25 protein-coding genes are annotated in these 23,976 nt (G+C 50.2%); 14 read left to right on the top strand and 11 right to left on the bottom strand.

The window, feature by feature from the left end; all coding sequences use genetic code 11:
* Positions 1 to 342, bottom strand: a complete 342-nt coding sequence (locus LY264_RS13045; RefSeq protein ID WP_003032382.1) for a DUF1283 family protein — start codon at positions 340 to 342, stop codon at positions 1 to 3.
* 153 nt (positions 343 to 495) lie between these two features.
* Here LY264_RS13045 and LY264_RS13040 point away from each other — a divergent pair, with 153 nt between their 5' ends.
* The 4 genes from LY264_RS13040 (at position 496) to LY264_RS13025 (ending at position 5,167) form a co-directional block, all read left to right on the top strand.
* Positions 496 to 822, top strand: coding sequence for a YnfA family protein (locus LY264_RS13040; RefSeq protein ID WP_008784733.1), 327 nt, complete (start codon positions 496 to 498; stop codon positions 820 to 822).
* Positions 823 to 929: 107 nt separating this feature from the next.
* A complete protein-coding gene (rspA, locus tag LY264_RS13035) occupies positions 930 to 2,144 on the top strand; it encodes a starvation-sensing protein RspA (protein WP_003832907.1) in 1,215 nt (404 codons plus the stop codon).
* Positions 2,145 to 2,204: 60 nt separating this feature from the next.
* The gene (locus LY264_RS13030) at positions 2,205 to 3,539 is read left to right on the top strand and encodes an MFS transporter (protein ID WP_051642672.1); all 1,335 of its coding nucleotides are present in this window, start codon (positions 2,205 to 2,207) and stop codon (positions 3,537 to 3,539) included.
* 161 nt (positions 3,540 to 3,700) lie between these two features.
* Positions 3,701 to 5,167 carry a mannitol dehydrogenase family protein gene (locus LY264_RS13025; protein ID WP_048226531.1) on the top strand — a complete coding sequence of 489 codons (1,467 nt, stop codon included), beginning with the start codon at positions 3,701 to 3,703 and terminating at the stop codon, positions 5,165 to 5,167.
* A gap of 74 nt (positions 5,168 to 5,241) precedes the next feature.
* Here the strand turns inward: LY264_RS13025 and ydfZ are convergent, their stop codons facing one another.
* The 3 genes from ydfZ to ydfG form a co-directional block, all read right to left on the bottom strand.
* The gene (ydfZ, locus tag LY264_RS13020) at positions 5,242 to 5,445 is read right to left on the bottom strand and encodes a putative selenium delivery protein YdfZ (protein WP_003032393.1); all 204 of its coding nucleotides are present in this window, start codon (positions 5,443 to 5,445) and stop codon (positions 5,242 to 5,244) included.
* A gap of 191 nt (positions 5,446 to 5,636) precedes the next feature.
* Positions 5,637 to 6,323, bottom strand: a complete 687-nt coding sequence (locus tag LY264_RS13015; protein WP_003032396.1) for a GntR family transcriptional regulator — start codon at positions 6,321 to 6,323, stop codon at positions 5,637 to 5,639.
* A gap of 86 nt (positions 6,324 to 6,409) precedes the next feature.
* Complete coding sequence (ydfG, locus tag LY264_RS13010) at positions 6,410 to 7,156, bottom strand: bifunctional NADP-dependent 3-hydroxy acid dehydrogenase/3-hydroxypropionate dehydrogenase YdfG (RefSeq protein WP_048214214.1); 747 nt, start codon at positions 7,154 to 7,156, stop codon at positions 6,410 to 6,412.
* A 137-nt stretch (positions 7,157 to 7,293) separates the two neighbouring features.
* Between ydfG and dcp the strand changes: the two genes are divergently transcribed.
* The 3 genes from dcp (at position 7,294) to LY264_RS12995 (ending at position 10,900) form a co-directional block, all read left to right on the top strand.
* Positions 7,294 to 9,339: a peptidyl-dipeptidase Dcp gene (gene dcp / locus LY264_RS13005; RefSeq protein WP_048226530.1), complete on the top strand. Its 2,046-nt coding sequence runs from the start codon at positions 7,294 to 7,296 to the stop codon at positions 9,337 to 9,339.
* 218 nt (positions 9,340 to 9,557) lie between these two features.
* Entirely contained in the window at positions 9,558 to 9,818 is a 261-nt protein-coding gene (locus LY264_RS13000) for a hypothetical protein (RefSeq protein ID WP_020996405.1), read from the top strand.
* A gap of 155 nt (positions 9,819 to 9,973) precedes the next feature.
* Positions 9,974 to 10,900: a diguanylate cyclase gene (locus LY264_RS12995; protein ID WP_071692394.1), complete on the top strand. Its 927-nt coding sequence runs from the start codon at positions 9,974 to 9,976 to the stop codon at positions 10,898 to 10,900.
* 285 nt (positions 10,901 to 11,185) lie between these two features.
* Here LY264_RS12995 and mgtS read toward each other — a convergent pair whose 3' ends face one another.
* Positions 11,186 to 11,281, bottom strand: a complete 96-nt coding sequence (mgtS, locus tag LY264_RS12990) for a protein MgtS (protein ID WP_003032406.1) — start codon at positions 11,279 to 11,281, stop codon at positions 11,186 to 11,188.
* Positions 11,282 to 11,767: 486 nt separating this feature from the next.
* Here mgtS and urtA point away from each other — a divergent pair, with 486 nt between their 5' ends.
* The 5 genes from urtA to urtE are packed head-to-tail and all read left to right on the top strand — an operon-like array spanning position 11,768 to position 17,235.
* The gene (urtA, locus tag LY264_RS12985) at positions 11,768 to 13,039 is read left to right on the top strand and encodes an urea ABC transporter substrate-binding protein (RefSeq protein ID WP_048226526.1); all 1,272 of its coding nucleotides are present in this window, start codon (positions 11,768 to 11,770) and stop codon (positions 13,037 to 13,039) included.
* A 43-nt stretch (positions 13,040 to 13,082) separates the two neighbouring features.
* Positions 13,083 to 14,657, top strand: coding sequence for an urea ABC transporter permease subunit UrtB (gene urtB / locus LY264_RS12980; protein WP_071692395.1), 1,575 nt, complete (start codon positions 13,083 to 13,085; stop codon positions 14,655 to 14,657).
* On the top strand, positions 14,657 to 15,730 hold the full coding sequence (gene urtC, locus LY264_RS12975; protein WP_048214208.1) for an urea ABC transporter permease subunit UrtC: 1,074 nt from the start codon (positions 14,657 to 14,659) through the stop codon (positions 15,728 to 15,730). Before urtB ends, urtC begins: the two co-directional genes overlap by 1 nt.
* Complete coding sequence (gene urtD / locus LY264_RS12970; RefSeq protein WP_008784743.1) at positions 15,730 to 16,527, top strand: urea ABC transporter ATP-binding protein UrtD; 798 nt, start codon at positions 15,730 to 15,732, stop codon at positions 16,525 to 16,527. Before urtC ends, urtD begins: the two co-directional genes overlap by 1 nt.
* Positions 16,528 to 16,536: 9 nt before the next feature.
* On the top strand, positions 16,537 to 17,235 hold the full coding sequence (gene urtE, locus LY264_RS12965) for an urea ABC transporter ATP-binding subunit UrtE (RefSeq protein ID WP_048226522.1): 699 nt from the start codon (positions 16,537 to 16,539) through the stop codon (positions 17,233 to 17,235).
* 40 nt (positions 17,236 to 17,275) lie between these two features.
* Here the strand turns inward: urtE and ydeE are convergent, their stop codons facing one another.
* A complete protein-coding gene (ydeE, locus tag LY264_RS12960) occupies positions 17,276 to 18,463 on the bottom strand; it encodes an efflux MFS transporter YdeE (RefSeq protein WP_008784745.1) in 1,188 nt (395 codons plus the stop codon).
* Between the two features lie 198 nt (positions 18,464 to 18,661).
* Here ydeE and eamA point away from each other — a divergent pair, with 198 nt between their 5' ends.
* The gene (eamA, locus tag LY264_RS12955) at positions 18,662 to 19,561 is read left to right on the top strand and encodes an O-acetylserine/cysteine exporter (protein ID WP_008784746.1); all 900 of its coding nucleotides are present in this window, start codon (positions 18,662 to 18,664) and stop codon (positions 19,559 to 19,561) included.
* 30 nt (positions 19,562 to 19,591) lie between these two features.
* Here eamA and marB read toward each other — a convergent pair whose 3' ends face one another.
* The 3 genes from marB to marR are packed head-to-tail and all read right to left on the bottom strand — an operon-like array spanning position 19,592 to position 20,677.
* Entirely contained in the window at positions 19,592 to 19,810 is a 219-nt protein-coding gene (gene marB, locus LY264_RS12950; protein ID WP_048226519.1) for a multiple antibiotic resistance protein MarB, read from the bottom strand.
* Between the two features lie 30 nt (positions 19,811 to 19,840).
* Complete coding sequence (gene marA / locus LY264_RS12945; protein ID WP_003032424.1) at positions 19,841 to 20,224, bottom strand: MDR efflux pump AcrAB transcriptional activator MarA; 384 nt, start codon at positions 20,222 to 20,224, stop codon at positions 19,841 to 19,843.
* 18 nt (positions 20,225 to 20,242) lie between these two features.
* Entirely contained in the window at positions 20,243 to 20,677 is a 435-nt protein-coding gene (gene marR / locus LY264_RS12940) for a multiple antibiotic resistance transcriptional regulator MarR (protein ID WP_003832935.1), read from the bottom strand.
* 257 nt (positions 20,678 to 20,934) lie between these two features.
* Here marR and LY264_RS12935 point away from each other — a divergent pair, with 257 nt between their 5' ends.
* Positions 20,935 to 21,600, top strand: a complete 666-nt coding sequence (locus LY264_RS12935) for a MarC family NAAT transporter (RefSeq protein ID WP_003832936.1) — start codon at positions 20,935 to 20,937, stop codon at positions 21,598 to 21,600.
* Between the two features lie 43 nt (positions 21,601 to 21,643).
* Here LY264_RS12935 and LY264_RS12930 read toward each other — a convergent pair whose 3' ends face one another.
* The gene (locus LY264_RS12930; RefSeq protein WP_008784749.1) at positions 21,644 to 22,840 is read right to left on the bottom strand and encodes a sugar transporter; all 1,197 of its coding nucleotides are present in this window, start codon (positions 22,838 to 22,840) and stop codon (positions 21,644 to 21,646) included.
* 222 nt (positions 22,841 to 23,062) lie between these two features.
* Positions 23,063 to 23,938, bottom strand: coding sequence for a putrescine utilization regulator PtrR (gene ptrR, locus LY264_RS12925; RefSeq protein ID WP_003032431.1), 876 nt, complete (start codon positions 23,936 to 23,938; stop codon positions 23,063 to 23,065).
* Between the last annotated feature and the right edge of the window lie 38 nt (positions 23,939 to 23,976).

Below are 23,976 nucleotides of genomic sequence, written 5' to 3'. Positions count from 1 at the left end.
TTATGGGGCAACGGTGCGGCCAGTACGGCGGTCGAGGCAGCGCAGGGTGTTAGGTTCCCAGTACGCATTAATATTAGCGCTCTGCTCGCACTTATCACGGCTATCAAAGGCCGTATCGGCTTTGTCCCACTCTTTCTCTGCACGTTTATTGACTTTCTGGCGAAGCTGACGCGTATCGTTCCATTGTTCCTTTTCCATTGCGGCTTGTTGACGACTTTGCGCACTATCTCCGGATTCAATGACCAGTTTACTGGTTTCAGCAAATGCGGAAGAGGTGTACACAGCCGCAGCCAGCGTCAGCATAGCCGTCAGGCACAGGCGTTTGGTCAGTGTAATTTTCATGGTGAATTCCTTTTATGGGAAAGGGTAAAAACGATAAAACAGGGTTAAATTCTACACTATTCCAGTTTGCGGGCATACCCACCCGGTGGATATGGATACGCTAACGAGATTCTGTCGTATCATGGTTAAACCGAAGGTAACTGAATAACATCAATGCTTAAGACCACATTTCTTTTTTTCATCACCGCGTTATGCGAAATTATTGGCTGCTTTTTACCCTGGCTTTGGCTTAAGCGAGGAGCTACAGCCTGGTTGCTGATACCCGCCGGGGTGTCACTGGCTTTATTCGTCTGGTTGCTGACACTGCATCCGGCAGCCAGCGGGCGTGTATACGCAGCCTATGGCGGTGTTTACGTGGTGACCGCGCTGCTATGGCTACGTATTGTCGATGGTGTAAAACTCAGTTTATATGACTGGTCTGGCGCGCTGGTGGCGTTGTGCGGCATGCTGATCATTGTGGCTGGATGGGGGCGCGCATAGCGCCTTTTTTGTGATCAAACAGCGTTTTTTTGATTTTTATACTTGTATGGTAGTAGCTCAGTTGAGTAAATTTCCTGCATCACAAGAACAGATGTAGGGAATAAGAAATGAAGATTGTTGGGGCTGAAGTGTTTGTCACCTGTCCTGGGCGTAATTTTGTAACGTTGAAAATTACGACAGAAGATGGGATCACCGGGCTGGGAGATGCCACGTTAAATGGACGCGAGCTGTCCGTGGCGTCCTATCTGAAAGATCACGTGTGTCCGCAGCTTATTGGTCGCGATGCGCATCGTATTGAGGACATCTGGCAGTTTTTCTACAAAGGTGCGTACTGGCGTCGTGGTCCGGTCACCATGTCGGCGATTTCCGCCGTGGATATGGCTCTCTGGGATATCAAAGCGAAAGCGGCGAATATGCCGTTGTACCAGTTGCTCGGCGGTGCTTCTCGTGAAGGGGTTATGGTCTACTGCCACACCACAGGCCATACCGTTGATGACGTACTCGAAGATTATGCACGTCATAAAGAAATGGGCTTTAAAGCCATTCGTGTGCAATGCGGCGTACCGGGTATGAAAACCACTTACGGTATGTCTAAGGGCAAAGGACTGGCCTATGAACCCGCCACCAAAGGGCAATGGCCGGAAGAACAGTTGTGGTCAACGGAGAAATACCTGGATTTCACGCCAAAACTGTTTGCCGCCGTGCGTGACAAGTTTGGTTTCAACGAACATCTTTTACACGATATGCACCACCGTCTGACGCCAATTGAAGCAGCCCGTTTTGGCAAAAGCATTGAACAGTACCGTTTGTTCTGGATGGAAGATCCAACACCAGCTGAAAACCAGGAGTGCTTCCGCCTGATCCGCCAGCATACCGTCACGCCGATTGCGGTAGGGGAAGTGTTCAACAGCATCTGGGACTGTAAACAGCTTATTGAAGAACAACTGATCGACTATATCCGCACCACCATCACCCATGCGGGTGGTATCACCGGTATGCGCCGGATTGCTGATTTCGCGTCGCTGTATCAGGTTCGTACCGGTTCACATGGACCTTCCGATCTGTCGCCTGTGTGCATGGCCGCCGCGCTGCATTTTGATCTGTGGGTGCCGAACTTCGGCGTACAGGAATATATGGGCTATTCCGAGCAAATGCTGGAAGTGTTCCCACATAACTGGACCTTTGATAACGGCTATATGCATCCAGGAGACAAACCTGGTCTTGGGATCGAGTTTGACGAAAAACTGGCGGCGAAATATCCGTATGACCCTGCATATCTGCCCGTTGCTCGCCTGGAAGATGGCACGCTGTGGAACTGGTAAATATAAATTTTACGTACGAAAGATGTTGATTAACCCAATACCCTACAGAAGGTTAAACTTATGGTTAGTTCAGTCGATATTAAAAATAACGTAGATAATAAGCCTATTATTCGTCGAGTGGCTTCAGCATCCGCAATTGGTACTGCTGCTGAGTATTATGATTTTTTTGCATACGGGACAGCAGCTGTACTCTTTTTTGGTCATCTATTTTTCCCGAGTGACGATCCGTTAATAAGTACTCTCGCTGCTTTTGCAACCTATGCTGTTGGTTTCCTCGCAAGACCATTAGGAGGAATCGTCTTTGGGCATATTGGCGATAAGGTTGGGCGTAAAAAAGCACTGGTTATTACTATATTAATTGTTGGTTTGGGGACGTTCTGTATAGGGTTATTACCTACTTATGAGAAAATAGGTGTCTGGGCTCCAGCTTTACTTATTTTTATTCGTGTATTACAGGGATTTGGTGTTGGAGGTGAGCAAGCCGGTGCAGTACTGATGACGGCTGAATATTCTGAACCCAAACATCGTGGATTTTTTTCCAGTTGGGTTCAAATCGGTGCGCCGGTTGGTTTCCTCCTGCCGTTAGCGCTCTTTGCGCTATTAAATGCTACACTTTCTCCAGAGGCAATGATGGATTACGGGTGGCGTATACCGTTTCTGTTGAGTCTGTTACTGGTTATTGTTGGACTGTTTATCCGCTTAAAAATTGATGAATCACCTGTCTTTGCTCAGATTAGGGAGACAAAAGCAGAAGAATCACGTCCATTAGTTGAAGTTATCCGCGATTTTCCAGGCATTGTTGTCAAGGGGGTCTGCGCGAAACTGATTGAAGCTTGCACATTTGCAATGTTCACAGTGATTGTTTTGGCTTACGGTAAGGCAAACAATCTTGATGCTAATATTTTGATGGAGACAATGATCGTTGCGGTCATAATAGAAATAATTGCAATACCGTTGATGGGGTCGCTATGCGATAAAATTGGACGTAAACCAGTCTATATTATCGGTGCGCTGCTGCAGGTCGTGATGATTATTCCTTTCTTCCTTGCGATTAATCAGGATAGTTTTTGGCTTACACAAATAGTAATGATCCTGGTGCTGAGTGTTGGGCATAGTATGTGTTATGCACCTCAGGCTTCTTATTTTCCGGAGCTTTTCCCAACTCATATTCGCTGTAGCGGAATAGCTTTAATTTGGCAACTGGGGTCGCTAATAGGCAGTGGCATTCTTGGCTTGGTAGCAGTAAAAATTCTGCAAGTAACAGGTGGACATTACTATGGACTTGCAACCTATGTGATTGTACTTGGAGTTATCTCAATTATTGGTTTGTTGATGATGCCGGAAACCGCTCCGCAAAGACTTAAGCGTGAATACCAGCAGTGGCAGAAACATTAATATCCTTTGGCGGCAGTATGCCGCCAAATTCACTGACTTTGGTATATAACTCAACAAATGATGTCATACCAATCATAAAAAGCTTAATGCAAATCAAAACATACAACCATACAGGCGTTACTCTGGAACAGTCCTGATTTCATTTATAAGTAGGCCATACCATGCAAAACAAGCTTTTAGCGGCAAAGGCTGCACTTCCTGACTACGATCGTACAAAACTGGTTTCGCGTATTGTTCATCTGGGGTTTGGCGCGTTTCACCGCGCACATCAGGGTGTTTACGCTGACATTCTGGCCGCCGATCACGGCAGTGACTGGGGCTACTGCGAAGTGAACCTGATTGGCGGCGAGCAGCAGATTTTCGATCTGAAACAGCAAGATAATCTGTATACCGTTGCAGAGATGTCTGCTGATGCCTGGACTGCGAGAGTCGTGGGCGTGGTGAAAAATGCATTGCATGCGCAGGTTGATGGTCTGGAAAGCGTACTGGCAGCGATGTGTGAACCGCAGGTTGCGATCGTTTCCCTGACCATCACCGAGAAAGGATACTGCCATTCTCCGGCGACCGGCCAACTGATGTTAGACAACCCAATGATTGCAGCCGATCTGCAAAACCCCAAACAGCCTAAAACTGCGCCGGGCGTGGTGGTTGAAGCTCTGGCGCGTCGCAAAGCTGCGGGTTTAGCCGCCTTTACCGTGATGTCCTGCGATAACATGCCAGAAAACGGTCATGTGATGCGCAATGTTGTCACTGCATATGCCCGAGCGGTGGATATGGAACTGGCCGCGTGGATCGAACAACATGTGACCTTCCCATCAACAATGGTTGACCGCATTGTCCCAGCGGTTACGCAGGAGACACTAGACAAAATTGAACATATCACCGGTGTACGCGACCCGGCAGGCGTGGCATGCGAACCGTTCCGCCAGTGGGTAATTGAAGATAACTTTGTTGCCGGCCGTCCTGAATGGGAAAAGGCCGGGGCGGAACTGGTGGCTGATGTCATTCCGTTTGAAGAGATGAAACTGCGTATGCTCAACGGCAGCCACTCTTTCCTTGCGTATCTTGGGTATCTGGCGGGATATCAACACATTAACGATTGCATGGGCGATGAAAACTATCGTCTTGCTGCACGTGCGCTGATGTTGCAGGAACAAGCACCTACGCTGAAAGTAAAAGGTGTTGACCTACAGCGTTACGCCGATCTGTTAATTGAACGCTACAGCAATCCGGCGCTGCGTCATCGTACCTGGCAGATCGCCATGGACGGTAGCCAAAAACTGCCGCAGCGTATGCTTGATTCCATTCGTTGGCACATTGTGCACGGTAGTGACTTTGCGCTGCTGGCACTGGGTGTCGCTGGTTGGATGCGTTACGTCGGTGGTGTGGATGAACAGGGCCAGGCGATTGAAATTAGCGATCCACTGTTGCCGGTGATCCAGAATGCAGTGCGTAGCAGTAACGAGGGCGAAGAGCGCGTTCAGGCGCTGCTGGCAATCGATGCTATTTTTGGTCACGAACTGCCACAGGTTGAACTGTTCAACCGTCAGGTCACACAAGCGTATCTTACTTTACTGGCTGAAGGGGCGAAGGCGACGGTTGCGAAGTATGCAGCAAAACTGAAATAACGAAGATTATGCTCTATGTCGCCATCTGGCTTGCAACGGCCAGATGGCGCTGTGTTTTCTGGCATTCACACCAATTAGTTCATGCCTAAACGAATCAGCTCGAGGGGGGCGTATTTGCCTTCACATCCTTCGATTTCCACTGTTTTCCCGCGGCGAATCTGCTCAGCGGTCAGGCCATCGGTATCTATCGCTGTAATGCGGCCTGTGAGTCCGGTGTCGCTGATCATGACGCGGCTGCCAGTGGTGATTGCGTTACGGTTACGATCGTATGTTTTCATGGTGTTTTCTCCTTTCCAACTTACCGTCAAAGCCCGTGGGCTTTTAGTCCCACGTAACGGGCGCAATATAAATACGCTTCTCGTTAATGATTTTTTTTGTTTTCGATCAAAATCACAGCTTTTTTTATGCAGTTATGCAGGAGAGGGGAAAACGCAGGAGAAACTCACCCCGGAGTGAGGTGAGCGTAGTATTAATCTTCGCTGAACCAGTCGCTATTTTCCTGACGAATAAGCTGAACGGACTCACCAATTTCCTGAAGATGGAGCATCATTGCGCGCTCGACCGCATCGCCATCATGCTTCTCAAGGGCGGCAAAGATATCGTGATGCTGGCGTAGCAGCATTTCAGGAGGGGAAATATGATCCAGGCTCATATAACGAACGCGGTCAATTGTAGCCTTTATATTCTCAACGGTATCCCAGGCGAGTTGGCACTCGGCGATTAAAGCCAGTTTCTGATGAAACTCATCATCAAGCTGGAAGAAATCATTAATCTGTTTTCGGTCAATTGCGATGCGCTGCTGATGCAAATTCTGTTCAAGCTGATAGCACTGTTGATCGTTGATCAGCGATGCGGCACGGCGTACCACGGCACATTCAATTGCCTGGCGAACAAAACAGCCGTTTTGCACCTGCGACAGCGAAATTTTATTCACGTAGCTGCCACGCTGTGGGCGGATCTGAATCAGACCGTTCTCGGCCAGTTTGATGAATGCTTCTCGTACCGGCTGGCGTGACACATTAAAACGTACGGAAACCTCTTTCTCCGACAGCGGTGTACCGGGTGCAATCAGACAATGCACGATATCACGGCGAAGAATACGGTAAATCTGTTGATTTACTGGCTGTGTAGGGTTGAGCTGCGTTTCTACGGTCATTCATTCTTACTTTTTAGAGAGTTAACCCGGATATTTTATCACTTCTTTCAGGCTATCTATACCCGGCGCAAGGCCGGGCAGAGAAATTAGCTCCGGTGGATACTCAGCCCGGCAAAAGACTGTGTGACAGGCATCATTTCAAGGGTGTTGATATTGACATGAGCCGGTAAAGAAGCCACCCACCATACCGCTTCTGTAACATCTTGCGGAGTCAGCGCCGTGGTATTTTCGTAGGCTTTTTCAGCTTTGGCGTCATCACCTTTAAAACGGACATTTGAGAACTCCGTACCGCCAACCAGACCCGGCTCGATGTCGGTAACGCGAATTGCAGTGCCGTGTAAATCAGTACGTAAATTCAAGCTAAACTGGCGAACAAACGCTTTGGTCGCACCGTAGACGTTACCGCCAGCGTATGGCCAACTGCCCGCGGTAGAACCGATATTGATAATATGACCGCGGTTGCGTTCAACCATGCCTGGCAGAACGGCACGGGTCATATAAACCAGCCCTTTGTTGTTGGTGTCGATCATATTCTCCCAGTCTTCAATGCTGGCCTTGTGAGCAGGTTCAAGGCCCAGCGCCAGACCCGCGTTGTTGACCAGAACATCAATACTGCGCCATTCAGCAGGAAGGGCGTCCAGCATCTCTTCAATCGATGCACGATTACGTACGTCCAGCTGCGCGGTATAGAGGCGGTCACCCAATTCCTCTTTCAGTTCCTGCAGGCGCTCCTGGCGGCGTCCGGTGGCAATAACTTTATGCCCATTCTCAATAAAACGACGCGTAATACACTCACCAAAACCTGCGGTTGCTCCGGTTACTAAAACGATCATCTCACTGTTCCTCAACGCTTTTTATGTAGTACTACCATAGCACGTCATTTCCGTTCAGAGCTATTCCTGCGTAACGCGATTGCGGTTGATTCCTGGGAAGTCTACTCTGGTAAACAAATCGTTTTCAGGAGTGAAAGATGTCGTTAACGAATCCTTTTTTACGTCACAGCACGTTGCCGTACCAGGCACCGCAGTTTGATCAGATAGAGGTGCAGCACTATCGCCCAGCGTTCGATGAAGGCGTGCGGCAAAAACGTGCAGAGATCGAGGCGATTGTGCAAAACCCGCAGGCCCCTGATTTTGCCAATACGTTGCTGGCGCTTGAACAAAGCGGCACGCTGCTCACACGTGTAACCAGCATTTTCTTCGCGATGACGGCGGCACACACCAACGATGAACTACAGCGCCTTGACGAAGAGTTTTCCGCAGAACTGGCGAGCCTTGCCAATGATATTTATCTCAATGGCGCGCTTTTTTCGCGCGTTGAAGCGGTCTGGCAACAGCGAGGTTCGCTGGGGCTGGATAACGAATCATTACGCTTGCTGGAAGTCATCCACCAGCGTTTTGTATTAGCCGGCGCGCGTCTGAATGAGGTCGATAAAGCGAACCTTAAAGCGCTCAATACAGAGTCCGCCACGTTGACCAGCCAGTTTAATCAACGGCTGCTGGCGGCGAACAAGTCCGGTGCTCTGGTGGTGGATGATGCACGTTACCTGGACGGACTTAGCGCAGAGGAAATTGCTGTTGCCGCCGAAGCTGCAAAGGAGAAAGGGCTTGCAGCGCGTTGGGTTATCCCGCTATTGAACACGACTCAGCAACCGGCGCTTGCGGCGTTACGCGATCGCCAGACCCGTGAGAATCTGTTCAACCGCGCATGGACGAGAGCAGAAAACAATGACGCTAACGATACTCGGGCGATTATTCAGCGACTGGTCGAGATCCGGATGCAGCAGGCGAAACTACTCGGTTTTGCCAATTACGCTGCATGGAAAATTGCCGATCAGATGGCAAAAACACCAGAAGTGGCACTGAATTTCATGCGGGCTATTGTTCCCGCTGCGCGAGCCAGGGCATTGGATGAACAGGCCGAAATCCAGAATGTTATCAATCACGAACAGGGGAAATTTAACGTCGAGGCCTGGGACTGGGCATTTTATGCCGAGCAGGTTCGTCGTGAGAAATATGCTCTTGATGAGGCGCAGCTCAAACCTTACTTTGCCCTTGATACGGTGCTGAACGAGGGCGTTTTCTGGACAGCTAATCAACTCTTTGGCATAAAATTTATAGAACGGTTCGACATTCCTGTTTATCACCCGGATGTTCGGGTATGGGAAATATTCGATCACGATGGCGTAGGGCTGGCGTTATTTTACGGCGATTTCTTTGCCCGGGAATCGAAAAGCGGTGGTGCCTGGATGGGCAATTTTGTTGAGCAATCGCAACTCAATGAAACCCGGCCGGTTATTTACAACGTGTGTAATTATCAAAAACCGGCAAAGGGTCAGCCTGCATTGTTATTGTGGGATGATGTTATTACGTTATTTCATGAGTTTGGGCACACGTTGCACGGCCTGTTCGCCACTCAGCGTTATGCCACGCTTTCAGGGACCAACACTCCGCGTGATTTTGTTGAGTTTCCTTCGCAGATCAACGAACACTGGGCGAGTCATCCGCAGGTCTTTGCTCATTTTGCTCGTCATGTTGATACCGGGGAGCAAATGCCGCAGGCGTTGCGGGATAAGATGCAGCGGGCCAGCCTGTTCAACAAAGGTTACGACATGACCGAACTGCTCAGTGCCGCATTGCTGGATATGCGTTGGCACAGTCTGGAAAAGAGCGCGTTATCTCTTTCGGTCGATCAATTTGAACAGCAGGCGCTGGCGGCTGAAGGTTTGGATCTCAAGGCCGTGCCGCCTCGTTATCGCAGCAGCTATTTTGCCCATATCTTCGGCGGCGGCTATGCCGCAGGGTATTATGCCTATTTGTGGACGCAAATGCTGGCCGATGACGGCTATCAGTGGTTTGTAGAGCAGGGCGGATTAACTCGTGAAAACGGGCAAAAGTTCCGTGAAGATATTTTGTCCCGCGGTAACAGTACTGATTTAACTGAACTTTACCGCCAGTGGAGTGGGCGCGATCCCCGAATGGAGCCGATGCTGGAGCATCGAGGTTTGAGCGTCTAAGAGATTATTAGCCAGAATATTGAGCCGGGCGTGATGCCCGGTTTTTTATTATTTTAAAAGATGGCAATTTTTATGGTTTTATATGAAAGCTGACAATAATAGTTATCAACAAATGATGATGAAATATATTCAGGAATGCTGGTTTAATAATGATGATGCCTTTGAATGTTTGATAAGATTAGCGTTCATGTACGGGCAGGTTTCTCAGGTAATTGTTAATGAAAATAGGGGTTCTAATAGCTGTGCTTGTTATGTCCGGATGTGCAGATAGTACAATTGTGCAATCCAGTGTCACTCCGTTTACGCCACATGTTTCACGCTCAAATGCTGAAATTATCGCACGGTATAAAGAAGCGCGTGAATCCGGGTTTTCCCATGGTTCTGCGTATCAATATGCCAGAGGCGACAAAACCTACACATCCGATCAATTAGAGGTGATTGGGCTTAATGAAATGCTGAATGAACCGTTATTGGTTTGACCGCTTTAGTGACAACGCTATGCCACAACAGATGGTATAGCGTAATATCCTGTTAATTATGATTTATTAATTACTATTAAAAAATTTACATAAATTTTCTTTTTTATCGTTAAGATAATTCCATCAGAAACGCTCGAACAGGGAGGGAGAACGTGATGATGAGAAATACGAAGGAAATAGATGCAATTTTGATTGAGTTGAACAAGTCCATTGATGCCCACTACAAATGGTTAGTGACAATGTTCCGCTGCGTGGTGTCTTCAGATGTTACACAGCCGGATATTATGGGTGAAAACTCGCATTTTGTTTGTCGATTTGGACAGTGGCTTAATAATCAATCACGGTACAATGAGGATGATTGTAGTTACGTAAGCAAGATAATCGCCACCCACGAAAAGATGCATTTATCAGGCAAGAAATTGCTAATGGCTATCGTGGAGAATCGTAGCCATTCATGGCATTTCGACAGCTTCCAGGATGCGCTGCTGGCATTTACCTCATCTGTAATGGACTACAAAATATATTTATTGAGTATCCGCAGTAATATCGACGCATTAACAGGTTTACCTGGCAGAAGAATGCTCGATGAGTCTTTTGATCGGCAGTTGCTCGACGCCGAACCGCTTAATCTTTATATATTTTTGTTAGATATCGATCGTTTTAAATACGTTAACGATACCTACGGCCATTTGGTGGGTGACGTGGTATTGCGGGCTCTGGCATCAAATTTATTGTCATGGACGCGATATGATGAGGCGGCGTACCGTTACGGTGGAGAAGAGTTCATTATCATCATCAGAACAAAAACGGACGAGCAGGCATGCCAGGCGGGTTTGCGACTTTGTCGTCTGATTGGTCAGAAAAAAATTCCCTACGCTGAGGGAGAGATCGGTATCACGGTGACGGCAGGCATAACCCGGGTTCAACAGGGTGAAACGCTGGATACCGTGCTTGGTCGGGCCGACAGGGCGATGTATCAGGGGAAACAGACCGGCAGGAATCGCTGCATGTTTATGGATGAAAATGAGCAAATTGCGTTGGTGGGCACCAATGACGGAACCTCGTATCCCCTCAGTGCGTGAGTTTTCGAAAAACGCTTTGAGGTAGTTGCGTTTCGTTTAACTTTCATTGGGGTTGTCGATGATAGGTTAGCTGACTATCCGTTATCTTCGCAGGGAATTGCCAGATAGCGTATAAAAGCAAAACACAAATCTATCCATGCAAGCATTTACCGCTGGTTTATCCGGCGGTTTTTTTTATCTGTAAATCAGGAAAAAGGCACAGCGAGTGCGATTCAGGTAAAAAAAATGGCCCCTTGTGCAGCTACGCAACAAGGGGCCGGGTCGGTGCAGGACTATCTCCGTTCATCAATCATCCCATCTGTGGCTAAAATACGCGGCCAGGAAACCGGAAAATAAAATAATTCCCAGAACAGCCATAAAAATATTCATATTACCCAGCATAGTAAATGCTCCTTTATCTGTGAGTTTCCTCTCTTACCTTAAGTTCACCTCGCTTATGACTATAGTAGCAATTCAATCTTAAACAAAGGCTGAACTGTGTGATTATTTCGACTGAAAAGTAAATTTTTGACATGATCACGTCGAATAAAATAAATAATAGTGACGAGACACATTTATCTGCGCACAAACAACCCTGTTTTTAAACCCTGAGACGCTGTTATGACGGTGTGCTGCTGATACAGATTGTTGCACGTTTATAATGCAGAGTTGTCTCATGGTGGTTCAATTTTTCGTTTGATTAATCCTTTGGGCGGGGAAATGTAATACTGATTTATGTGCGTCAGATGCTAATTTATTGATTTTATATGAGGTTTTAATATCTGGCATCGTTTTTGCCTTATCACTTCTGAACACCCTTAATTTGCACCGTTTTGTCTGCCCGGCTGCACCGGAGCTTTCAGCAAGTCTAATTTCAGGAGTGAAACTATGCAGCGTCGTACATTTTTAAAAGCTTTTGCACTTTCTGCCTCTGTTGTCGCAATGGGCGTGAGTTTTAGCGTTCAGGCAGCCGACACCATTAAGGTTGGCATCATGCATTCGTTATCCGGCACGATGGCCATATCCGAAACGCCGCTAAAAGATGTGGCCTTGATGACCATCGATGAAATAAATGCTCAGGGCGGTGTGTTGGGTAAAAAGCTGGAACCGGTGGTGGTTGACCCGGCCTCGAACTGGCCGTTATTTGCTGAAAAAGCAAGACAACTGCTGAGTCAGGACAAGGTGGCGGCAGTTTTCGGCTGCTGGACATCGGTGTCGCGTAAATCGGTTCTACCGGTATTTGAAGAGTTAAACGGTCTGCTGTTTTACCCGGTGCAATATGAAGGTGAGGAGATGTCGCCTAACGTCTTCTATACCGGCGCAGCTCCCAATCAGCAGGCGATCCCTGCGGTTGAGTATCTGATGAGTGAGGACGGCGGTAGCGCGAAACGCTTCTTCCTGCTGGGCACGGATTATGTTTATCCGCGCACGACCAACAAAATTTTACGCGCCTTTTTGCACTCAAAAGGGGTCGCCGATAAAGACATCGAAGAGGTGTACACTCCATTCGGACACAGCGATTACCAGACCATTGTCGCCAGTATTAAAAAATTCGCCGCAGGGGGAAAAACGGCGGTGGTATCAACCATCAATGGGGATTCTAACGTACCGTTCTATAAAGAGTTAGCGAATCAGGGGCTGAAAGCCACCGATGTACCGGTGGTGGCTTTTTCCGTGGGTGAGGAGGAGCTACGCGGTATTGATACCAAACCGCTGGTGGGCAACCTTGCCGCCTGGAACTACTTTGAGTCCGTCGATAATGCGGCCAACAAAAAGTTTGTCGCTGATTACCGGGCGTATGCCAAAGCGCACAAATTACCGAATGCTGATTCGGTGGTGACGAACGACCCAATGGAAGCCACATATGTTGGCCTGCATATGTGGGCGCAGGCGGTAGAAAAAGCCGGAACTACCGATGTGGATAAAGTTCGTGCTGCTATGGCCGGGCAATCCTTCGCTGCGCCATCAGGTTTTGCCCTGACCATGGATGCGACCAACCATCACCTGCATAAACCCGTCATGATTGGCGAGATTGAAGGCAACGGGCAGTTTAACGTGGTGTGGCAAACCGACGAGCCAGTCCGCGCCCAGCCGTGGAGTCCGTACATCGCTGGTAATGATAAAAAATCTGAACAGCCTGTGAAAACCGCCAGCAACTGATCTAACGCCCTCCTGCGGGAGGGTAATGCTTTGGAGAACGCTCATGAAAGCTATGCGCTTTATTCGTGGTGTGTTGTTGCTGATGTGGTTTTTGCCGTGGATAGCCCAGGCCGCAGATGCTGATACCTTTACCGCCGCCAACCGTGCTCAGCAGGCCGCCTTGCTTGAACAATGGGCGGTGAATCCCGACGTTCAGCGCATCCCGCTGCTCAGTGCGCTACGAGATGAGAACCTGCTGACCGATAACACGAAAAATGCCTTCATCATGAACGGCTCGCACGTACAGCCGTTAGGAACAGCGACAGCCCCAAACGGCGAGCTAAAAAAAATTCGCCTGACTAACCGCCTGCGTAATCTGGTAGCCGGAGCGTTGGCTGTCCATCAGCTTTTGAGTGACAGTGTCACGGTAAGGGTAAAGGCAGCTCGTACATTACAGCGTGAGGCGCAGCCGGGCATGCTGCCGTTTTTACAGCAACGACTGGCTCAGGAGTCAGATGGTGATGTGAAATCCGCACTCGCTATTGCACTGGCAAATCTGCAACTGAGCAGCACCTCGCCGGAGGTCAGGCTTCAGGCAATCGAACTATTAGGGGCGTCAAATGATCCTGAAACTCAGGCGCGCCTGCAGCCATTCACCCGGGCTGAACATGAACCCGATGCCCGAGTGCGTGCTGCCGCTGACGAAAGTCTGAATTCCATCTCGCATCGCATGAAGGTTGGGGATCTTCTAGGGCAAGCTTTCATGGGACTGTCACTGGGTTCTATTTTGCTGCTGGCAGCATTAGGGCTGGCCATCACCTATGGATTACTCGGCGTCATCAATATGGCGCATGGCGAGATGTTAATGCTCGGGGCGTACTGTACCTGGATGGTGCAACAGCTGATGGGGCAGTTTTTCCCGCACGGGTTAGCCTGGTATCCGGTTATTGCACTTCCGGTCGCCTTTTTGCTGACTGCGGCAGTAGGAATGCTGCTCGAGCGTGGGGTGATACGCCATTTATATGGCCGTCCGCTTGAAACGCTACTGGCGACCTGGGGTATCAGCCTGATGCTCATCCAGTTGGTGCGTATGACTTTCGGTGCGCAAAACCTGGAAGTCGCCAATCCCGCATGGCTTTCCGGCGGCATTCAGGTTTATGCCAATCTGATATTGCCGTGGAACCGAATAGTGGTGCTTGGCTTTGCCATGCTGGTGCTGTTCTTCACTTGGCTGCTGTTGAACAAAACGCGCCTCGGGCTGCGCGTGCGTGCCGTGACGCAAAATCGCAATATGGCGGCCTGCTGCGGCGTACCTACCGGACGAGTCGATATGCTGGCCTTTGGCCTTGGTTCAGGAATTGCCGGACTGGGAGGCGTGGCGCTCTCGCAACTAGGTAACGTAGGACCGGAGCTGGGGCAAAGCTACATTATCGATTCGTTTTTGGTGGTGGTACTGGGCGGCGTTGGACAGCTTGCCGGGAGCGTGGCTGCGGCATTTGGGCTGGGGATCTTCAATAAAATTCTGGAGCCTCAGGTGGGGGCGGTTCTCGGCAAAATCATGATCCTGGTGTTGATCATTCTGTTTATTCAGAAACGACCTCAGGGACTGTTCGCGCTGAAAGGGAGGGTTATTGACTGATGACGATGCCAATGACAATAACGCTGGCGCGTAAAGCGCCGCGTACAACACGCGTGCTGGGTCTGGGCTTACTGCTGGCGTTGATTATTCTGCCGTTTCTTGCGCTGTTACCTGCGGAGCATCCGCTGGCCATATCGGTGTGGACGTTGACGCTGGCCGGGAAAATTCTCTGCTATGCCATTGTGGCCGTTGCGCTGGATCTGGTGTGGGGTTATGCCGGAATGCTCTCGCTGGGACACGGTATTTTCTTCGCGCTGGGGGGCTATGCGATGGGAATGTACCTGATGCGCCAGGCTTCCGGCGAAGGATTACCGGCCTTTATGTCGTTCCTGTCGTGGAGCGAGCTGCCCTGGTTTTGGTGGGGGACGCAACATTTTCTCTGGGCGATGCTGCTGGTTGTTCTGGTGCCGGGCTTGCTGGCGCTGGTATTTGGTTGGTTTGCCTTCCGTTCAAAAATCAAAGGTGTCTATTTCTCCATCATGACCCAGGCCCTGACTTTCGCCGGAATGCTGCTGTTTTTCCGCAATGAAACCGGCTTTGGTGGAAATAACGGTTTTACCGGTTTTACCACCATTCTGGGGTTTCCGGTGACCGCGACGTCCACCAGGATCGCGCTGTTTCTGGCGACAGTTATGCTGCTGGTGCTGGCAATATGGCTGGGACTTGCGCTGGGCCGCAGTAAGTTTGGTCGTATTCTGACAGCCGTGCGCGATGCCGAGAACCGTTTGATGTTCTGTGGTTACGATCCGAAAGGTTTCAAGTTACTGGTGTGGACGCTTTCCGCTGTACTGTGCGGCCTGGCCGGGGCGCTTTATGTCCCGCAGGTAGGGATTATCAACCCCAGCGAAATGTCGCCGACCAACTCGATTGAAGCGGCGATTTGGGTTGCTCTCGGCGGACGTGGAACCCTGATCGGCCCGGTATTTGGCGCTGTACTGGTGAACGGTGCTAAAAGCCTGTTTACCGTCATTATGCCGGAATACTGGCAGCTGTTTCTTGGCCTGATCTTTATTGGCGTTACGCTTTTTTTACCTCGTGGTGTGATTGGCCTGTTTCGCAAAGGAGACAAATAATGCAGCCGGATGAAGGACTTTTTACTCGCCAGATGCCGGGCGATCGGTTTCGCGAACAAACGGACCCGGTACTCCAACTGGAAAAAATTAACGTTAATTTCGACGGATTCCAGGCGTTAACGGATCTCTCGCTCAATATTGGCGTCGGGGAGCTGCGCTGTATTATTGGCCCCAACGGCGCCGGGAAGACGACGTTAATGGATGTCATAACTGGTAAAACCAGACCGCAAAGTGGTCGTGCGATATACGATCAGTCGACCGATTTAACAACGCTGGATCCCATTGCCATCGCGCGTCAGGGGATTGGACGGAAATTTCAAAAGCCCACGGTATTTGAAGCATTAACGGTGGAAGAGAACCTGGAGCTGGCGCTGAAAAATGATAAATCTGTCTGGGGGGCTCTACGGGCACGACTCTCAGGCGAACAACGGGATCGTATTGATGAAGTACTGGCGCTGTTGCGGCTGGGTAATGAGCGGGCCCGCCGCGCCGGTCTGCTTTCGCATGGGCAAAAACAGTTTCTCGAAATTGGCATGCTGCTGGTGCAGGAGCCGCATTTACTGCTACTGGATGAGCCCGCGGCGGGGATGACGGATGCGGAAACGGAATACACGGCGGAGCTGTTTCGCCAGCTTGCCGGAAAGCACTCTCTGATGGTTGTTGAGCACGATATGGGATTTGTTGAAACCATTGCCGATCGCGTCACAGTATTACATCAGGGACGTGTCCTCGCTCAGGGGAGTCTTCGCGATGTGCAGGCCAACGAGCAGGTTATTGAAGTCTATCTCGGGCGTTAAGGAGTTCATATGCTGCAGGTGAAAGAACTGAATCAATATTATGGTGGCAGCCATATTCTGCGCGGGGTGAGCTTTGAAGCGCGTATCGGTGAGGTGACATGCCTGCTGGGGCGTAACGGCGTGGGGAAAACAACACTACTAAAGTGTCTGATGGGACTTATTCCGGCCCGTAGCGGAAGCGTGCTCTGGCAGGATAAAAATGTCACTCACTGGAAACCGCATCAGCGGGTCAGGGCCGGTGTGGCGTATGTCCCACAGGGACGTGATATTTTTCCGCGTTTGACGGTCGAAGAGAATCTGCTGCTCGGTCTTTCCCGTTTTTCAGCACCGGAGGCCCGACAAGTGCCGGATGATATTTACGCGCTCTTTCCGGTTTTACAGGAGATGAAGCATCGGCGTGGCGGAGATTTGTCCGGCGGGCAACAGCAGCAACTGGCCATTGGACGAGCGCTGGCAAGTCGCCCACAGTTGTTGATTCTTGATGAGCCAACGGAAGGGATCCAGCCGTCGGTGATTAAAGAGATTGGTCAGGTGATTTCTCAACTGGCGCACCGGGGGGATATGGCTATTTTGCTGGTGGAGCAGTTCTACGATTTTGCGCAGCAGCTGGCCGACAAATACCTGCTCATGTCGCGGGGCAGCATTATTCAAAGCGGCGATGGTAAAAATATGGAGGCCGAGGGCGTTCGGGGACTGGTTGCAATCTGAGGTATGCGACAGAGCGGCTTCGGCTCTGTCGCTATACTCATCAGCAGACCACCGTTTGCCCCCAGGGCCTGGCGCGCATGCCTTTTATCATGAGCGCCCAGGCAAGAACGATCGCCACTATCAGCGCGACAAACAGCGACCATGGCGGCAATGTGGTTAAAATGACGCCGCTGACTAATGGGTTAACCGCTGCGCCAAGCCAGCCCAACGACTGGGCGGAAAAATAGCTGGCTTTCATGCCTGCTGGCGCGATGTTGTCGATAAGCATGTATTCACCCGGCGCGTAAATGACTTCGCCGATAGTGAAAAAGGCAGCAGAAATTCCCCATAACAACAGGCTGTTGCCGGAGAAAGCGAAACCGACCAGGCCAACGACAAAGAAGACTGTACCCACTGTCATCAGCGGGCGGATATTCGTGGCGGTGAGCCTGCGGCCAAGCGCGTATTGCAGTGATACTACGATGGCGGCGTTAACGGGCAGGACGACTGCTACCACTTTCTCGGCAAAATCGCCATCGGCGACCACCATAACGTATTGCGAAATACAGGACGCAAAAGCACCGCCAACAAACGATGCCAGAAAGGCCGATAACGTAAACCAAAATAATGCCCGGTCGCGCAGGAGTACCGAAGGGGACCATACCGCGGCGTTTAAACCTTCTGATGGTGCAGTCGAACGTTTTACCCAGGTCTGGATAAACACCAATGGTAATGCTGAACAGGCGGCAGCCAGCCAGAAAGGCAGGTTAATGCTTTGCATCACCAGCAGCGTGCCCAGCGGTGGACCAACGGTCCAGCCAATATTCAGCACGGTATAGTTGAGCGAGAAAATTTTAGTCTTGTTGGTGGCAGACAGATTATCGGCAAACCAGGCCTTCAGCACCGTGGCGAAGACGGAGTAGGCACAGTTGATCAGGGCAAAAAGCAAAACCACTACCACCACGTTATGCACCAGTGGGATTGCAATAAAGCCGGAAGCAAAGCCACAAATTGCCAGCAGCATATAGCGTTTTTTATCGAACTTGTCGGCCAGAATACCAAAGCCAAGGCTGAACACCACGCCAATGGTCAGCGCGACCGTCATCGCATAGCCGATCAGGTCAACGCTCAGATGATACTGCCGACTGAGGTAAATCGTCATAAATGGCAGAGTGGCGCCACGGCCAATTGTTAATAACAAAGATGACGCGAGTAACGCGAGAGTGGACCTTCTCAAGGAGATATTCATTTGCCTGCCCGACAATGCATGTTGTTATGTTTTTTTTAGATATAAGAAACAAATAGCATGTCAAAACTGTGATGTACACTCAATAAGTTGTCCGAAAATGCCTTGCGTGGCCTACCTGAAATAATGATCTGTTACGGCACAACTATTTCCGTTACTTTAACTTGTTTACAAAAATTTAATATTTGCAGGGGCGGTGGTATGTCGCGTAAAGACGGGTTGTTAGCGTTACTGGTTGTCGTGGTTTGGGGACTGAACTTTGTCGTTATTAAAGTGGGTCTGCACAATATGCCACCGCTAATGTTGGCGGGATTACGTTTTTTACTGGTTGCGTTTCCGGCAATACTCTTTGTTGCCAGGCCGAAAATCCCACTTTCGCTGTTGCTCGGCTATGGCCTGACCATCAGTTTTGGGCAGTTCGCATTTCTCTTTAGCGCTATCAAATTCGGTATGCCTGCAGGGTTAGCTTCTCTGGTATTGCAGGCTCAGGCGTTTTTTACCATTGTTCTGGGCGCATTTGCTTTCGGTGAGCGCCTGCAGGGTAAACAATTGGTAGGGATTGCGCTGGCGGTATTTGGCGTGCTGGTACTGATTGAGGCCAGTCTGAACGGTCAGCATGTTGGCATGCTCGGTTTTATGCTGACGCTGGCGGCGGCGCTAAGCTGGGCCTGCGGTAATATCTTTAACAAAAAAATCATGCAGCATACCTCGCGCCCAGCCGTTATGTCGTTGGTGGTATGGAGCGCCTTAATTCCCATTGTTCCGTTCTTCCTGGCATCATTGCTTCTGGATGGTCCAACGCAAATGACCCACAGTCTGGTGGAGATAGATATGACCACCATTCTTTCACTGGTTTATCTGGCGTTTGTGGCGACCATTGTGGGTTACGGTATCTGGGGTTCGTTACTCGGACGCTATGAAACCTGGCGTGTCGCGCCGTTGTCGCTGTTGGTGCCGGTCGTTGGACTGGCAAGCGCCGCCGTGCTGCTGGATGAAACGCTGACCGGATTGCAACTGCTCGGTGCGCTACTGATCATGGCAGGGTTGTATATCAATGTGTTTGGCTTTCGGTTGCGTAAGGTTGCGTCGGTGAGGGGCTAAAAAAAGCCCCGCAGTGGCGGGGCTATATAATTACAGGTTGCGCATATTGTAATAAGGCACACCTAATTCGTCGGACTTGTCGCTGCCTGCACCCATATGATTAAAATCGAACGGGGACTGATCGTGCGCAGGGGGCATAATCATCGCGTCGCGACTGTTCTGGGTGGCAGGTTGCGCGGTCTGTTCCGCCATGCTCTGGCCCGAAACAACAAACATCAGGGCCAGCATTGCATAAGACAGAAGTTTCATGATTTCCTCGGTTACGTCGTTAACTGGCGATTAGCAATTACATTGATTGAGTGGAAGCAAATAGCGTGATTCGCCGTGCATATTCGTCATACGGTACTTATGCGGCGGAACATCAAAATAGTTTTTGAATGTCCGGGTCAGCGTCTGCTGAGACTCAAAACCGTAACGCTCTGCCAGATAAAGAATGGGCTCGTTACTCTCTTTTAATTTTTGCGCTATTTCAGTCATTTTACGGCTGCGAATGTATTGACCCAGTGAATGACCGGTTTCTTTTTTAAACATCCGTTGCAGGTGCCATTTGGAGTAACCTGAACGCTCAGACACTTTTTCCAGCGAGAGCGGCGATTCAAGGTTATTTTCGATCCAGTCCAAAATGCTATGAATAGTGATTGTGTCAGTATTGCGTCTGGACATCGTCATACCTCTTTCTGTTTACGGCAGGATTCTCTTAAGCAAGTGCTCAAGTGTGGCTACTTCATCCGCCGTTAAGTTTTTTGTTAGTTCCTGGTGCAGGTCTTGCCCTACTAATTGATGACACTGCTCGCAAATTGCTGCGCCATGCTCAGTGAGTTTCACCAGCACGCCACGCTTGTCATGTGGATTCGGAAGCCTTTCGATCCAGCCTTTACAGGCCAGTCTGTCCAGCATCCGCGTCAGGGCGCCAAGGTCGACAGACAGCACTTTTTTCAATTCGACAGGGGTGATGCACACCGCGCAACGGATGGAGCAGAGCACCTTGAACTGCGATGCCGTGATATCCAGCGGTGACAGATAGTCGTTTAACAAACGATCTTTTTTCTGATTAACCATATAGATCAAACGACCCAGTGGGATGATTTCGTTAAACAGATCACTGGTGTTTTTCACAATGGTTGCCCTGGCAAGTAGTTAGTCACGGCTGATATTATTGCTTAGGCAAATATAAGTCAAACGAATGGATCGGCAAATGCCACGTTTTGCTAAATCATCAGACTCAACATCCGATGAGTGAAATTTTAACGATCTGATAATTATGGTTTATACGCGTGGATGAAAAATGAATCCTTACACCACGAAAATGGCTTATCTCGCGGATTTCACCGTATACTTGCCGTTGACGATTAACGCACAGGAAAGATGACATTATGATGGACTTGTTTAAAGCGATAGGACTGGGGCTAGTAGTCCTGTTACCGTTGGCAAACCCGTTAACCACCGTAGCGTTGTTCCTTGGCCTTGCCGGCAATATGAACAGCGCAGAGCGTAACCGTCAGTCACTCATGGCGTCCGTTTACGTGTTTGCCATCATGATGGTGGCGTACTATGCCGGGCAACTGGTGATGAATACCTTCGGGATTTCGATTCCCGGACTACGTATTGCGGGTGGGTTAATCGTTGCGTTTATCGGCTTCCGGATGCTGTTTCCGCAGCAGAAGGCGCATGATTCTCCGGAAGCGAGAAGCAAGTCAGAAGAGCTGGAAGACGAGCCGACTGCCAATATCGCCTTTGTACCGCTGGCTATGCCAAGCACTGCCGGTCCGGGGACGATTGCGATGATCATCAGTTCCGCGTCAACCGTGCGTCATGGTTCCGAATTTCCGGACTGGGTGATCATGGTCGCACCGCCGATTATTTTTGCGGTTGTTGGGATTATCCTGTGGGGCTGTTTGCGCAGTTCCGGGGGGATCATGCGCCTGGTCGGCAAAGGTGGTATCGAAGCGATTTCTCGTTTGATGGGCTTCTTACTGGTGTGTATGGGCGTGCAGTTTATTATTAACGGCGTGCTGGAAATTATTAAAACCTACGCTTAGAACACTGTGCCCGGTAATCGTTAATGTCTACCGGGCACATTTTTCACGAATGCTGAGGCTGTTCTTCCAGCGATACCGGCCATTTACGAAAGATAATCACCGACCATATCAACGCCACCACGGCAGGCACTGCGCCGACGTAACCAATCGTAGACATCGACCAGTGCAAACTCACCTGATTGCCTACCAGCGCACCAGCGCCAATACCGATATTAAAGATACCTGAGAACAGCGCCATTGCGACGTCAGTGGCATCCGGAGCAAGCGCCAGCACTTTCACCTGCATACCCAGACCTATCAGCATGATGGCGACGCCCCAGAAAATACTCAGGACAGCAAGGTGCATTTCGCTGTCAGCAGCCGGAAGTAACAGCACCAGGCATACCGTCAACAGGGCAATGGCACTGCTAATCAGCACGGATGCATGCAGATTCCCCAGCTTACCGAAAATGACGCTACCGACAATTCCCGCGCCACCCAGAACCAGCAATAGCACGGTAGCAAAGTTTGCGCTCAGGCCCGCGACGGTCTGCACAAACGGCTCGATATAGCTGTAGGCCGTGTAATGTGCGGTGACCACAATCACCGTCAGTAGATACAGACTCATCAATGCCGGACGATGAAATAACACCGGCAGGCTTTTTAAAGAGCCGGAGTGCTCACTGGGTAGTTTGGGCAGGAGCTTAATCAGGCAAAGCAGGGTAACTAACGCCCCCATACCGATGGCGAAGAAGGTCGTGCGCCAGCCAAAATACTGACCGACGATACGCCCGATTGGCAGGCCAAGCACCATCGCCAGCGCGGTGCCGGTGGCAATCAGGCTGAGAGCCTGTGCACGTTTACCGGCAGGGGCCAGGCGGATCGCCAGCGATGCGGTAATCGACCAGAAAATAGCGTGCGCAAAAGCAATACCAATACGGCTAATTACCAGCACGGTAAAATTCCATGCCAGGAAAGAGAGCACATGGCTGGCGATAAACACAACAAACAGACAGATCAGCAGTTTTCGGCGCTCCACCTGACTGGTAAGTAACATAAAAGGGAGCGACATCAGGGCGACAACCCAGGCGTAGATCGTCAGCATGATCCCGACCTGAGCGGTCTGCATATTGAAGCTTTGTGCGATGTCGGACAGCAAGCCGACAGGGACAAACTCGGTGGTATTGAAAATAAAACCGGCAATGGCAAGCGTAACTACCCGTAGCCACGCGACCTTGCGGGAAACAGTGTCTGTTGTCATATCAAATAAGAGGATTAGCTGCGAAAAGGTAAGGCCACGATCTTAAAACGTTTGCTGGCGAAAATACAATCATTTTGTGATGTGGATCTCATTTCATTGGCAGGGCGTCACAATGTGCTGCCGAACATTCCTCGGATTTTTAAGTATTTCAATAATAATGAAATTCCGGGCGTATGACTTCACCCGGATTAACAGGTATTCATGTTCTGTGAGGAGCGCCAGTTATTCCGGGCTCTGTGATAACTGAGGGTTCAACACCTCAATAAACGCTTCCAGCTGACGTGTCATTGCACCTCTGCGCCAGACCAACCATGTATTCAGCCAGCGCCAGTTCTCGCTTAGCGGCCAGGCGTTGACCTGATGATGCCCTGGCATACTCTCCAGCATCGAACGCGGGATCAGTGCGATACCCGCGCCGGCAATGACGCAGGCCAGCATGCCATGATATGACTCCATTTCATGAATGGTGCCGGGCATGGCGCGATCGGCATGAAACCAGCTTTCAAAATGGCGGCGATAGGAACAGTTGGCGCGAAAGGCGTAAATACTGCAACCGTTGACGTCGCTGGCCCGCTGAATGGGGGGATGACCGTTAGGCGTGACAATCATCATCTCTTCGCGGTAGACCGGCATTCCTTCAAGTCCCGGATGGGTAATTGGGCCATCGACAAAGGCAGCGTTCAATGTACCGTCGAGCACGCCGTCCAGCATTGTGCCTGAAGGACCTGTCGCCAACGCGAACTGAATTTTGGGGTAACGCTGGTTATATTCAGCCAGCGTGGCGGGGATGCGTACTGCTGCTGTACTTTCAAGCGAGCCGAGAGAGAAGAGTCCTTGTGGCTCATCCCCGGCGACGACCATCCTGGCTTCCTCAACCAGTGCCAGGATCCGCTGGCTGTAGCGCAAAAAGTTGTGCCCGGATGGGGAAAGCCGCAGGCGCTGGTTTTCACGAATAAACAGATCAACGCCCAGGTCGGCTTCAAGCTGACGTATACGGGTGGTGAGATTGGATGGCACGCGATGCACCTTCGCGGCGGCCTGCGTAATACTGCCAGTCTCCGCGACGGCATTGAACATTTCCAGCTGCGTCAGATCCATAATCTTCTCTATTCGTGAATGGTATGGTTAATATTATT

This window comes from Citrobacter portucalensis (assembly GCF_023374935.1).
In the GTDB taxonomy this organism is placed as follows: Bacteria; Pseudomonadota; Gammaproteobacteria; order Enterobacterales; family Enterobacteriaceae; genus Citrobacter; species Citrobacter portucalensis.
This window is presented reverse-complemented; position numbering and strand designations above follow the sequence as displayed.